Annotated in this window: 11 protein-coding genes; 4 read left to right on the top strand and 7 right to left on the bottom strand. The window is 72.3% G+C overall.

Annotated features, from left to right (window positions below; genetic code table 11):
• Window positions 1–10 precede the first annotated feature (10 nt).
• Window positions 11–1,501 (top strand): Asp-tRNA(Asn)/Glu-tRNA(Gln) amidotransferase subunit GatB, encoded by a 1,491-nt coding sequence (gatB, locus tag ACFWBF_RS14635; protein ID WP_385600633.1) that lies wholly within the window; start codon window positions 11–13, stop codon window positions 1,499–1,501.
• Window positions 1,502–1,560: 59 nt separating this feature from the next.
• Here the strand turns inward: gatB and ACFWBF_RS14630 are convergent, their stop codons facing one another.
• The 3 genes from ACFWBF_RS14630 to ACFWBF_RS14620 form a co-directional block, all read right to left on the bottom strand.
• Window positions 1,561–3,336 (bottom strand): protein kinase, encoded by a 1,776-nt coding sequence (locus ACFWBF_RS14630; protein WP_385600518.1) that lies wholly within the window; start codon window positions 3,334–3,336, stop codon window positions 1,561–1,563.
• Window positions 3,337–3,409: 73 nt separating this feature from the next.
• The gene (locus tag ACFWBF_RS14625) at window positions 3,410–3,646 is read right to left on the bottom strand and encodes a DUF397 domain-containing protein (protein WP_385600515.1); all 237 of its coding nucleotides are present in this window, start codon (window positions 3,644–3,646) and stop codon (window positions 3,410–3,412) included.
• Window positions 3,643–4,428 carry a helix-turn-helix domain-containing protein gene (locus ACFWBF_RS14620; protein WP_385600512.1) on the bottom strand — a complete coding sequence of 262 codons (786 nt, stop codon included), beginning with the start codon at window positions 4,426–4,428 and terminating at the stop codon, window positions 3,643–3,645. Before ACFWBF_RS14620 ends, ACFWBF_RS14625 begins: the two co-directional genes overlap by 4 nt.
• A 183-nt stretch (window positions 4,429–4,611) precedes the next feature.
• Between ACFWBF_RS14620 and ACFWBF_RS14615 the strand changes: the two genes are divergently transcribed.
• A complete protein-coding gene (locus ACFWBF_RS14615) occupies window positions 4,612–5,397 on the top strand; it encodes an alpha/beta fold hydrolase (protein ID WP_385600509.1) in 786 nt (261 codons plus the stop codon).
• Here ACFWBF_RS14615 and ACFWBF_RS14610 read toward each other — a convergent pair.
• The 4 genes from ACFWBF_RS14610 to ACFWBF_RS14595 form a co-directional block, all read right to left on the bottom strand.
• The gene (locus ACFWBF_RS14610; RefSeq protein WP_385600506.1) at window positions 5,363–5,965 is read right to left on the bottom strand and encodes a GNAT family N-acetyltransferase; all 603 of its coding nucleotides are present in this window, start codon (window positions 5,963–5,965) and stop codon (window positions 5,363–5,365) included. The two genes, ACFWBF_RS14615 and ACFWBF_RS14610, sit on opposite strands and share 35 nt — an antisense overlap.
• The gene (locus ACFWBF_RS14605) at window positions 5,962–8,037 is read right to left on the bottom strand and encodes a penicillin acylase family protein (protein ID WP_385600503.1); all 2,076 of its coding nucleotides are present in this window, start codon (window positions 8,035–8,037) and stop codon (window positions 5,962–5,964) included. Before ACFWBF_RS14605 ends, ACFWBF_RS14610 begins: the two co-directional genes overlap by 4 nt.
• A 120-nt stretch (window positions 8,038–8,157) precedes the next feature.
• On the bottom strand, window positions 8,158–8,664 hold the full coding sequence (locus tag ACFWBF_RS14600; protein ID WP_385600500.1) for a DinB family protein: 507 nt from the start codon (window positions 8,662–8,664) through the stop codon (window positions 8,158–8,160).
• Between the two features lie 464 nt (window positions 8,665–9,128).
• On the bottom strand, window positions 9,129–9,923 hold the full coding sequence (locus ACFWBF_RS14595; protein ID WP_385600498.1) for a GNAT family N-acetyltransferase: 795 nt from the start codon (window positions 9,921–9,923) through the stop codon (window positions 9,129–9,131).
• A gap of 60 nt (window positions 9,924–9,983) precedes the next feature.
• Between ACFWBF_RS14595 and ACFWBF_RS14590 the strand changes: the two genes are divergently transcribed.
• The gene (locus tag ACFWBF_RS14590; protein WP_385600495.1) at window positions 9,984–10,379 is read left to right on the top strand and encodes a signal peptidase I; all 396 of its coding nucleotides are present in this window, start codon (window positions 9,984–9,986) and stop codon (window positions 10,377–10,379) included.
• 232 nt (window positions 10,380–10,611) lie between these two features.
• Complete coding sequence (locus ACFWBF_RS14585; RefSeq protein WP_385600492.1) at window positions 10,612–12,861, top strand: MMPL family transporter; 2,250 nt, start codon at window positions 10,612–10,614, stop codon at window positions 12,859–12,861.
• The last annotated feature ends 2 nt before the right edge of the window (window positions 12,862–12,863 follow it).

Below are 12,863 nucleotides of genomic sequence, written 5' to 3'. Positions count from 1 at the left end.
CACCGAACTGATGTCGTACGAGGACGCTCTCGCCTCGTTCGACCCCGTCATGGGCCTTGAGGTCCATGTCGAGCTCGGCACCAAGACCAAGATGTTCTGCGGCTGTTCCACCGAGCTGGGCGCCGAGCCCAATTCGCAGACCTGCCCGGTCTGCCTGGGCCTGCCCGGCGCGCTCCCGGTCGTCAACGCGATCGGCATCGAGTCCGCCATCAAGATCGGCCTCGCGCTGAACTGCGAGATCGCCGACTGGTGCCGCTTCGCCCGGAAGAACTACTTCTATCCGGACATGCCGAAGAACTTCCAGACGTCCCAGTACGACGAGCCGATCGCCTTCAACGGCTTCCTCGACGTACAGCTGGAGGACGGCGAGATCTTCCGCGTGGAGATCGAGCGCGCCCACATGGAGGAGGACACCGGCAAGTCGCTGCACGTCGGCGGCGCCACCGGCCGTATCCACGGCGCGTCCCACTCCCTGCTGGACTACAACCGTGCCGGCATCCCCCTCATCGAGATCGTCACCAAGCCGATCGAGGGCGCGGGCGTGCGGGCCCCCGAGGTCGCCAAGGCGTACGTCGCCGAGCTGCGCGAGGTCATCAAGGCGCTCGGCGTCTCCGAGGCCCGCATGGACAAGGGCCAGATGCGCTGCGACGTGAACCTGTCGCTGCGCCCGACCCCCGAGTCCGAGTTCGGCACCCGCAGCGAGACGAAGAACGTCAACTCGCTGCGCTCCGTCGAGCGCGCGGCCCGCTTCGAGATCCAGCGCCACGCGGCGGTGCTCTCGTCGGGCGGCTCGATCGTGCAGGAGACCCGGCACTTCCACGAGGAGGACGGCTCCACCACGGCCGGCCGCATCAAGGACAACGCCGAGGACTACCGGTACTTCCCGGAGCCCGACCTGGTCCCCGTGGCCCCGGCCCGCGACTGGGTCGAGGAGCTGCGCGGCGGTCTGCCCGAGATGCCGCGCGTGCGCCGCAACCGCCTCCGCGAGGACTGGGGCGTCAGCGAGCACGACATGCAGTCGATCCTCAACGCGGGCGCGGTGGACTCCATCGTCGCCACCATCGAGGCCGGCGCCGACTCGACCGCCGCCCGCAAGTGGTGGATGGGCGAGCTGGCCCGCAACGCCAACGAGCAGGGCGTCGTCGTCGACGAGCTGCCGATCACCCCGGCCCAGGTGGCCCGGGTGGCGGCGCTGGTCGCCGACGGCTCGCTCAACGACAAGCTGGCCCGCAAGGTCCTCGAAGGCGTCCTCGCCGGCGAGGGCAGCCCGGACGAGGTCGTCGAGAAGCGCGGCCTGAAGGTCGTCTCGGACGAGGGTGCGCTCGGCGCGGCCGTCGACGAGGCCATCGCGGGCAACGCGGCCATCGCGGACAAGATCCGCGGCGGCAAGGTCGCGGCCGTCGGCGCCCTGGTCGGCGCGGTCATGAAGACCACCCGCGGCCAGGCCGACGCGGCGCGCGTCAAGGAGCTCATCCTGGAGCGTCTGGGCGTCTCCGAGTAAAGCCCCGCCTGCGCGATGACGGCCCCGCACCGGATTTCCGGTGCGGGGCCGTCCGCCGTTCAGCGGGTGAGCTGGGGGGCGGCGATGACCACCTTGCCCATGTCGCAGCCCGCGTCCACCTTGACGCGCAGACGCAGGGCGCCGTTCACTTCCACCCTCTTGGTGATCGGCTTGCCGAGCGCGACGAGTTCGGAGAAGGCGGCCGGCTGGCCGTCGAGCGAGACGCTGACCCGGCCCTTCTCGTGGGTGGAGCCGTCATCGATCCCGGCCGTGAAGTCCAGGTACTTCCACTCCCGGTTGAGATCGAACTCGGCGATCGCGTCGCCGTTGCAGCCCAGGTCGGCGATGAACGCCGCGCCGTACTGCTGGGTGTTGATCTTCGCCGCTCCGACCGTGAACTCGCCCAGGCCGTCCACGGGGCTCATGACGGTCAGGTCGGCGGCCTTGATGTTCGGCGCGACGCCCGCCGGCTTGGTCCCGGAGGCGGTGGGCTCGGCCGTCGCATCCGTACTTTCACTCTCCGACACGGTGGGCGTCGGGGACTCCTCGGACGTGGCCCCGTCGGAGGCGGCGCTGCTCGCCCGGCTGCCCGCGGCCTGGTCCCTTCCCTTGTCGTCCTTGTTCTGCAGCAGCTGCACCCCGATGACCGCGAGCGTGGCGATGGCCAGTACCGCGGCGATGCTGCCGAGGACCAGCCCCGTCCGCCGCTTCCTCGGGCGGGGCGGCCCGGGCGCCGGGGCCGGGGCCGGGTCGTACGCCGGCCCGTACCCCGTGGGCACCGTCGCCGGCAGTGGCTCCGGCACGGTCTCTGGCGCGGTCTGCGGTACGGGCAGCGCGGGCGCCGGGGGCACCGGGGCGTGCGCGGGCGGCGGCGGCACGTACGGAGCCACCGCGGGCTTCGCCGGGACCGCGTCCTGGACCACCCGCTGGGAGGTCGAGGTCGTGGTGGACACCACCGCGCGGCGAAGGTCCTTCATCCAGCCCGCCAGGTTCACCGGCCGCTTCCCCGGGTCCGCGGCGTAGATGGCGGTGATCCGGGCGCGCTGCTCCGCGTCCAGCGCGGCGATCTGCGGCAGCCCGGCCAGGGCGTGCGCCAACTGCTCGGGCGTCGCGGGCGGCGACTGCCCGCTCAGCAGGAAGTACGCGATGGCCCCGAAGGCGTACCGGTCCGTACCCGGGGTCCGCTTGCCGTCGAAGACCTCGGGCGCCGCGTAACCGGGGGTGAACCACACCTCCGCCGTCTGGTGGTCGGCGGTCAGCTTGCTGAGCCCGAAGTCCACCAGCGTGGCCTGGCCGTGGGCGTCGACCATGACGTTGCCGGGGGACAGGTCGCCGTGGATCACCTGGCGCCCCGACGGCGTGGCCTTGCCCGAGTGCAGCCAGTCCAGGACGTCGGCCAGTTGCTCCAGGGTGCGCATCACCTCGCGGCGCTCGGCAGCCGTGGCGAGCGTCCGTTCGGCCCGCCAGTCCCGCAGGTCCAGCCCGTCGACGTGGTTCATGACCAGGACGAGCGCCCGCCCGGTCAAGGTCGCCGACTCCCCGGGCCGGTGGATCGGCGGCCCCTCGAAATGCTCCCGTACGCCCACGACACCGGGCCGGTGGACGAAGCGGAGCAACTCCGCCTGCTCGTTCCACTTCTGGCTGATCCGGTCGAAGACGTCGGGCGTGATGGTCGTCTTGGAGTCGAGCACCTTGACGACCACTGGCTCGGACCCGCCGGCGAGTTGGATCTCCGCGAGGTAGAGCACGGCCTCCCCGCCGCGCCCGATGGACCGGAGCAACCGGTAGCGGTCCGCGGCCGCGTCCGGCCCGATGTGCAGATTCTGGCTGGTCAATTTCCCCCCAGCGCCGCTGTTTTGAGTGGGGGTCAGTCTGACGCTACCGGAATCACGCGGTCAATCGAAACGCTCAGTTTGCGGCGGTCAGGAAGGCGGCCCAGGTCGCGGGCGAGACGGTGACCACCGGCCCGTCGGCGACCTTGGAGTCCCGGACGTGCACGGCGGCGGGGTGGGTGGCGACCTCGACGCAGTCGCCGCCGACGTCACTGCTGCGGCTCGACTTCCGCCAGTGGTAGGCGACTTCGAGGCAGTCGCCACCTTCTTCGGTGCTGTAGCTCGACTTGAACCAGGTCAGCTCGTGGGTCATGACTCTCCTAGCAGGTCGTCAAGCAGACCCTTGCTGTCCTCGAAGGACAGGGCCTGGTTTCGCAGCATCCCATATTTAAGACTCACCGGATGGACCTCCGCGGGGTCGTCCAGGAGGAAGCTGACGAGGTGGCCCTCGAGATAGACGAGCTGGTCGTGATCGCCGGTCTCCAGCAGGACCATCGGGCCTGAGAGCGCAGCGTGGGTCTCCTGGCCCTTGGGCATGATCTGGAGTCCCAGGAAGGGTAGTTCGGCCACCTCGCGCAGGCAGCGCAGTTGCTCCCGGAGGATCTCCTTCCCACCGAGGGGGCGTTCGAGAACGGACTGTTCCACGATGTAATGCATCATCGGCGGCCATGGTTTGCGTTGGAGGATGGCCTGGCGGGCGAGGCGGATGGCGAGCTGGTTCTCGGCCTCTTCTGGTGTGAAGGGCGGGTAGAGGCAGCCGAAGACCGCCGCTGCGTACTCGGGGGTCTGGAGCAGTCCCGGGACGACCTGGTTCTGATACGAGAACAGGCTCACCGCGTCCCGTTCATGGGTGAAGAAGTCGATCGCGAAGGCGGGGTACCGCTCCCGCTTCGGCACCTTGGCCAGGGTGGCACTCAGCGCGCCCTTGGTGTCGAACAGTTCGTCGAGGGTCGCCGCCATCCTCGGCTGGAGCAGGCGACGGCCCTGTTCCATCGAGGCGATCGTCTCCGGATCGGTGTGCAGGAGCTCGGCCAGCCTCACCTGGGTGTACTCGCTCTGCTTGCGGAAATGGGCGGCGAGGGCGCCGATTACCACCCAAGAGGCGTTCCTGAGGGGCTTGTTTGGGTGCGTCATGCCGATCACATCCCCCGGGGCGTAGCCGCTGACGCGCCGTCGACCCGTACGGCACCCGTACAAGTGAGGGTTCTGTAGCGAGCATTAGTTTAATCGGGTACGGTTCTTTCTGTATCGATCGCTACGCAATTCAGAAGGGACCCCATGACTGCCACCTACGCCCGCACCGTCCGCACCGAGAGCGGCGGCCCCGGGCTGCTGCTCGCGCACGGCGGAGGCGGGTCCGTCGAGACGAACTTCGGGACGGTCCTGGACGCGCTCGCCGCCGAGTACAGCGTCGTCGGCGTCGACTACCCCGGCACCGGCGGCACCCCGCGTGCCGAGAAGCCGCTGGAACTGGACGCGCTGGCGGACCAGTTGGTCGCCGCGGCCGACGCCGAGGGGCTGGAACGGTTCGCCGTCCTCGGGTACTCGCTCGGCGGGAACGTCGCCGTACGGATCGCCGCGCGGTACCCGGAGCGGGTCACCGCGCTCGTGCTCACCGCCACCTTCGCCCGGGCCGGGAACCGGCTGAAGCTGGTCGCCGACCTGTGGTCGGGGCTCGCCGAGCGCGGCGAGAGCGAGCTGCTGGCCCGGCTGCTGGTGCCGCTCGCCTTCAGCCCGGCGGCGCTGGAGGGCCTCACCCCGGAGCAGGTCGAGCAGGTGGTGTGGGAGACCGCCGGATCGATTCCGCCCGGATCCGGGGACCACGTCGACCTGCTCAAGGGGGCTGATCTGCGCGCGGAACTCGCACGGATCGACGTACCGGCCCTCGTCGTGGCGACCACCGAGGACCAGCTCGTCCCGCTCGCCCTCCAGCGGGAACTGGCCGACGCCCTGCCGGGCGCACGGCTGGCGGAACTGCCCACCGGGCACCTCCCCTTCGCCGAGCGCCCGGCCGAATGGGCCGCGCTGGTCACGGAGTTTCTGGCAGCGGCTCCGGCGCGGTGAGGAAGAGGAGCCGGGCCCGCTTCGCCGGGAGGTAGACCTCGGGCAGGTCGATCTCGGGAAGTTCGACCTCCGGGCCGAGGGCGAAGCCGCTGCGCTCCAGCCGGGCGATGGCCTTGGTGTTGCGGGCGTCCGGCTCGGCGACGATCCGGCGGGCGCCGTGGTCGTGGATCAGGTACGCGAGGAAGGCCCGGACCAGGCTCGCCGTGAAACCGTGCTCGGCGGCGCCCGTGCTCGGGGCGAGCAGCAGGTGCACGCCGACGTCCCCGGGCCGTACCTCGTAGCACTCGCCGACCCGGTCCTCGGCGCAGTCGTACGTCTGGAAGAGCGCCACCCGCTCGCCGTCGCGGCCGATCATGAACGCGTGGTGGGTGGAGCGACGGTCGACGTCCTCGTAGATCTCCTGGACCAGTTCGCGGCTGGCCCCGCCCATGCCCCAGAAACGGGCCCGCTCCTCGGTGACCCAGCTGTGGATCAGGGCGGAGTCCGCGGCGGGGTCGACGGGGGTGATGGTGACCGTGCCGAACCCCTCGACGAGGTTGCTGGACACGGGCCGGCGGGTCGGGATCATGCGGATTCCTTGGTGAGGCGGGACCAGTCGGTGACGACGGGGACGAGTTCGCAGCGCGCCCAGAGCGGGAGCTGGTCGCGGTGGTGGGGCGCGCCGGTGACGCCGTCCGCGCCGAGCGGGACCGCCCAGAGGCTGTCCTCGCGGCGGGCGAGGTCCCAGACGTAACGGGCCGCCGATGCGCGGGCGGTGAGGTCGGTGAAGCCGGGTACGGAGGAGGTGGCGTTCACGCAGTCGTGGTCGCCGCCCAGCCCCGGCCAGGTGGCGTCCGGGTCGGGCACCGCCTGCCACGGGGTCAGGCGGTGGACCTCGGACCAGGGCGTGTCGGGGGCCTGCGCCGCGGCCGTCTCCTCCAGGGCTGCGCGGACGTGCGCCGCGCGGTCCAGGCCGGGCAGCAGGGCGGTGGTGAGCAGGCCCTCCAGGGCGTAGCCGATGCGCGGGACCAGGTACAGCCAGGGGTGGAACACCTCCGGGCCGGCCGGGGCGCCGACCAGCTCCGCGAAGACCGGGTCGGCGGCGAAGCGGCGTACGGTCGCGGTCCGCAAGGCCGAGAAGACGGTGGCGTCGGTGCTGCCGGCGTCCATGTGCCGGTCCCAGGCGAGCAGCCGGGCGCGCAGCGCGCGGGCGGCCGGGGTGAGGTCCTGCGGCTCGGGCAGCAGGGCGAGGAGCGGCGCGGCCGAGGCCAGGTGCGTGTCCCGGTGTACGTCGGCCATCGCCTTCGGGGACCAGTCCGCGGAGCCGGAGAGCAGCTCGCGGATGCGGTTGGCGCGGTGCGGGGGTGCGAACTCCACGCCCAGCGGCGAGGCGATCCCGCGGGCGTTGGCCATGACGGCGAAGCCCTGCACGGGCTCGGCGGGGGTGTCGGCCCAGCCCTGCCAGGCGTACTGCCGGTCCCAGGCGGGCACCGGGTGCAGTCGGTTGGCGGGGTGGCGCAGCGGGACGGCCCCGGCGACGCGGTGCAGCAGGCCGCCCAGGCTGTCGGCCGCGTGCACGACGTTGACGGGCTCGGCCCAGCCGTCGAGGGCGGCGTCGATGTCGGCGACGGTACGGGCGCGCAGCAGGGCGGGGAGGGCGGCGAAGCCGAGGTCGCGGCGGACGCGGGGCGGGTAGCGCAGCGAGAGGGTGCGGGCGGTGCCGTCGGCCGCCTCGTGGGTGATCACCGGGCCGCGGGGGGTCTCCAGCACCTCCACCTCGACGTCGGCGCCGCCGGCGACGGTGATGGTCTCGGTGTGGCGGTGTACGGGTTCCCAGGCGCCGTCGGGGCCCAGTGCCTCCGTGGCGCCGCCTTCCGCTCGCCGCAACTGCTCGACGTACAGGTCCTGGTAGTCGGCCATGGCGTTGGTGATGGCCCAGGCGGCGGTTCCGGTGTGGCCGAAGTGGGCGAGGCCGGGGATGCCGGGGACGGCGAGGCCGAGGACGTCGTACTCGGGACACGCCAGACGTATCTGCTGGTAGACGCCCGGGTCCTCGATGAACCGGTGCGGGTCGCCCGCGATGATCGCCGCGCCGGTGGAGGTGCGGTCGCCCGGGACGAGCCAGCCGTTGCTGCCGGCGGTGCCGGGGCCGTCGGTGGCGAACAGGGTGACGGCGTCGTCGCCGAGGGCGCGGGCCACGCGCTCGCGCCACAGCTTGGTGGCGAAGCCGGCGAAGAGGATGTGGGTGGCGATCCAGACGGCGAGCGGGACCCAGGGGTCCCAGGGGGCGGGGGTCTGCGTGAGGCGGCCGTCGCGGCGGGCGCCTTCGGCGAGGCCGTCGTTGACCCCGTCGACGTAGGCGCGGACCCAGGCGGCCGTTTCCGGTTCGCCGCTCTCCAGGGCCTCCCAGCAGCGGCGGGCGGTGTCGTCGAGCCGGCTCTGGCGGGCGAACCGGTCCCAGGCGACGGACTCGGGGCCGAGGAGGGCGGCGCTGGCGCCCTGGGCGCGGCGGCGCTCGACTTCCAGCTGCCAGGCACGGTCCAGGGCGGTGGTGCGGCCCTGGGCGTAGGAGAGGTGGAGCGCGTCGGGGGCGCGGAGATGGGGGATGCCCCATGCGTCCCGGTAGAGCTCATAGACGTCCGCGTTGCTCACAAGGCTCACACTCTTCCCCAGGAATGTTTAGGTAAGGCTAGCCTAACTATAGGGGGAGGGGTGTGAGCCCGGCTGCTCGGGGGCGGGCGCAGGTCAGTCGTGCTCAGGTCGGGCGCAGGTCAGGCGCAGTCAGGCGCCGACGGCGCCGTCTATGGCCTCGCGGAGGAAGTCCGCGTGGCCGTTGTGGCGGGCGTACTCGTGGATCATGTGCAGCATGACGAGGCGGAGCGAGGCGTCCTCCTCCCACTTCGCGACGTGCGCCGTCACCTCCAGGGACTCGGCGGCCGCCTCCACCTCCCGGGAGTGCGCGACCTCGGCCTCCCACGCGGCGAAGGCCTCGGCGCGGGTCGAGTCGGAGGCGTCGTACGCGGCCTGGAAGTCGTGCGTGTCCGACCACAGGTGAGGGACGTCCGCGCCGCCGATGGTCCGGCGGAACCAGTGGCGTTCGACCTCCGCCATGTGACGCACCAGGCCCAGCAGGGACAGCGTGGACGGCGGCATCGAGGCGCGGCGCAGCTCCTCGTCGCCGAGGCCCTCGCACTTCCAGGCGAGGGTGGTCCGGTGGTAGTCGAGGTACGCGCGCAGGGTCTCGCGCTCGCCGCCGGTCAGGGGAGGTCCAATGCGATCCGTGGTCATGGGGTCGATCCTGCCCCGCCGGTCCCGGTGGCGGAAGCCGTTCATGAACATCCCCGGGCGCGGCGGTTCCGTCCGGCCGCGGGGTCCCGTCGCCCCGGATCGGCGCGGCCATGCTGCTCCTGATGCCGGGCAGGATCGTGGCGACCACCACCACGGGGGCACGGAGGCTCGGGCGGCGCCACCGTCGGCACGGCCTCCGGCTCCCCGCCGGGGGCCCCAGGCTGCACGCCGCCGTACCTGCGCTCCGGCGCCGTCGGCGGTCCGCTGCCCATGACGACCACCACCACGGCCTTCGGCCCCGTGCGGCCCGACTGACCTTCGGCCCGGCCCGGCCCGGCCCGACCTGGCCTTCGGCCCCGCCCGGCCTGGCGGCGCGACCTGGGCTGCGGCCTGCGACCCGCCCCGGCTTGCGGCCTGCGACCTGGCCTGGCGGCCCAGCGGGGGCCCGCCCGGCGGCCTGGCGGCTAAGAGGTCGGTTGTCGGAGCCAGGGGGTGGTGGTGCCCAGGGGAGTGAAGCCGAGGCGTTCGAGGATGGGGCGGCTGTCGTCCGAGGCGTCGACCTGGAGGTAGGGGATGCCGCGTGCCGCCGCCAGCCGCGCCCGGTGGGCCACCAGGAGGCGGTAGATGCCGCGGCCGCGCCATTCGGCCACGGTGCCGCCGCCCCAGAGGCCGGCGAAGGAGCCGCCCGGGAGCATCTCCATCCTGGCCGCGCTGACGGGGGTGTCGCCCGCCATCGCGAGGACCGCCTCGATGCGCTCGGGCTCGTTGCGCAGCATGCTGAGCATCTGCTGCCGGATGTCCGGCCGGTCGGCGCCGAAGGCCTGCCGGTGGACCGCCATCATCAGGTCCACCCCCGCCTCGTCCGTCACCACCCGCAGCGTGATCCCCTCCGGCGGAGCCACCCGCAGCGCCGCGAGGTCCGCCACCCGGCACGCCATCAGCGTCTCCGCAGGCTCCGGCACGAAGCCCGCCGCCCGCAGCCGCTCCCCGAGGTCCGCCGGGCGGTCGTGGCCGTACAGCTTCCACTCGAACTCCGCCGCTTCGCCCCCGAAGAACGCCACCTGCTCCGCGATCGCCGCGTCCGCCGTCTCCTCGTCGAGGTCCGACCAGAGCACGCCGTTCCAACCGGGGCCGCGCACGCTCTGCCGTACCACCCCGCCCACCCGCTCCACGCACGCCTCGGCCGCATCGGGCCGGGCGTCGCGCCGCATCTCGGCGTCGTATCGGGCGCGTACCTTCACCAGCTCTTCGAGATCCATGGCCATCGCACCAGCTCACCAGCCACCACCCCACGGACACAAGTGCATTAGCCTCGCCCCGTGAACGATCACCACACCCCGCCCCTCGCCGTCTACACCGGCAAGGCCACCCCCGACGCGGCCGCCGACCGCGGCTGGCTCCTCGGCCACTTCAAGGAGCCGGGCGATCCCCGCCACAGCGAGGACGTGGAGATCAAGTGGGGCGTCCACCCCAAGGGTGACGAGCGGGCGCAGTGGGTCACGGGCGAGTCCCGCACCGCCCTCCAGGTGCTGATCAGCGGGCGGTTCCGGCTGGAGTTCCCCGGGCGCAGCGTCGTCCTCGCCGAACAGGGCGACTACGTCGTCTGGGGACGCGGCGTCGACCACTCCTGGTACGCGGAGGAGGACACGGTGGTGCTCACCGTCCGCTGGCCCTCCGTCCCGGGCTACCGGGCCCAACCGCCCCCGGGGCCCTAGGTCCCGCACCGTCCCGCACCTTCCCGAACGCCCTGTGACGATGCCCACGAATCGGGCCAACGATCACCAATCGCTGCGATCGTGGAGGAGTAGGCCAACCTGGGCCATACCTCTGGGGCGATCCCCCGGACATCGGCCGGACCTTCACGATCACAAGCGTTCAGTGTTCAAGAGTTCTTTGCGACGGGCCGTTCCCCGGTAAAGATCCGAACCCCCAGGGGAGCTCCTTCCGTTGGCAGCAATCGCGCGGTGGTGCATGCGGCACCGGCTCGTCGTCGTCCTGCTCTGGCTGTTCGCACTCGGCGGCGCCGCCGCGGGCGCGGCCACCGCGGGTAGCGCCTTCTCCAACGATTACGAGGTCCCCGGCACCGAGTCCAGCAAGGCCCACGCCCTGCTGCGCGAAGGCTTCCACGGCCAGGGCGGTGACACCGACACCATCGTGTGGCGGGCCCCGGAGCATCAGCGCGTGACGACTCCCGAAGTCGAGCAGCGCATGGCGCGGGCGCTCGACACCATCGCCGAGCTCCCCGGCGTCGGCTCGGTCGCCGGCCCCTACGGCTCCGGTCCCGAGAACGCCACCCGGATCAGCCCGGACGGCCGCACCGCCTACGCCGTGATCACTTTCGACGAGCAGGCCGACTCGGTGCCCAAGTCCCAGGCCAAGGCCGTCGTCGCCGCCGCGAAGAACCCGGCCACCGAGGCCGACGGGCTCCAAGTCGAGCTCGGCGGCCGCGCCATCGGCCTCACCGAAGCCCCCGGCGCGCACCTCGCCGAGGTCATCGGCGTCGCCATCGCCGCCCTGGTCCTCTTCCTCGCCTTCGGCTCGCTCGCCGCGAGCCTGCTGCCCATCGCGACCGCACTGGTCAGCGTGGGCACCGCGTATTTCGGCATCACCCTGCTCGGACACGCCATGGGGGTCGCCGACTTCGCCCCGATGCTCGGAACCCTCGTCGGCCTCGGCGTCGGCATCGACTACGCGCTCTTCATCGTCACCCGGCACCGCAAGGGCCTGGGCCGCGGCCTCCCGGTGGAGGAGGCGGCCGAGCGCGCCGTCGCCACCACCGGCCGGGCCGTCGTCTTCGCCGGGGCCACCGTCTGCATCGCGCTTCTCGGCATGCTCGTGCTGCGGCTGGGCTTCCTCAACGGCGTGGCGATGGCCGCTTCCCTCACCGTGGTCCTGACCGTCGCCGCATCGGTGACGCTGCTGCCCGCCCTCCTCTCGTACATCGGTCCGCGCGCCCTCTCGCGCCGCGAGCGCCGCACGCTCGCCGCCGAGGGCCCGCGACCCGAATCGGTCACCGGCTTCGCCGTCCGCTGGTCGGCCTTCGTGGAGCGCCACCCCAAGCTGCTGGGGACCATCGCCGCCCTGGTCATGGTGGTGCTGGCGCTGCCCACGCTCTCGCTCCACCTGGGCACGTCCGACCAGGGCAACAACCCGGCCGGCTTCACCACGCGCAAGGCGTATGACCTGCTCGCGGAGGGCTTCGGCCCCGGCATGAACGGCCCGCTGACCGTGGTCGCCCGCCTCGACGGCGCCGGCGACCGGCTCGCCGTCGAGCGGCTGGCCGAGTCGCTCCGTACGACCGAAGGCGTCGCCTCCGCCGGACCGGCCGTCTTCAACCGGAGCGGCGACACCGCGGTACTGAACGTCGTACCGGACTTCGCCCCGCAGTCCCGGGCCACGAGCGACCTGGTCGACACGCTGCGCACGGACGTCATCCCGCGCGCCGGCCACGGCAGCTCCATGGACGTCCACGTCGGCGGAGTGACGGCAGGCTACGACGACTTCGCCGAGGTCATCATCGGCAAACTGCCGCTCTTCGTCGGCGTGGTCATCGCCCTCGGCTGCGTCCTCCTGCTCCTGGCCTTCCGCTCCATAGGCATCCCGGTCAAGGCGGCGGCCATGAACGTCGCCGCCGTCGCCTCCTCCTTCGGAGTCGTGGTCGCGATCTTCCAATGGGGCTGGGGCAGCGAGCTGATGGGCCTGGGCAGCGCCGGCCCGATCGAACCCTTCCTGCCGGTGATCATGGTCTCGGTCCTCTTCGGACTGTCCATGGACTACCAGGTCTTCCTCGTCAGCCGGATGTACGAGGAGTGGCTGGAGACCGGCGACAACCGGCGGGCCGTCCGCGTCGGCCTCGCCGAGACCAGCCGGGTCATCAACTCGGCGGCCGTCATCATGATCTCCGTCTTCCTGGCCTTCGTGCTCAGCGGCGACCGGCTCATCGCGATGTTCGGCATCGCGCTGGCCGCGGCCGTTGCCCTCGACGCCTTCGTGCTGCGCACCCTCCTGGTCCCGGCCCTGATGCACATGCTCGGCGGCGCCAACTGGTGGCTGCCCGCCTGGCTCGACCGCCGGCTGCCCAAGATCAGCATCGAGCCCCCGGAGCGGCGCCCGCATGCGACACTTCCCGCGCAGCGGCCCGGCGCGGACGACGCCACAAGCGAGCACGGCGCCGAGGCCGCGACCGCATCCCGGTGACC

It is taken from the genome of Streptomyces sp. NPDC060028 (assembly GCF_042736725.1).
GTDB lineage: Bacteria > Actinomycetota > Actinomycetes > Streptomycetales > Streptomycetaceae > Streptomyces.
Note: the sequence above shows the minus strand (reverse complement) of the source record. Positions and strands in the feature narration are given on the sequence as shown.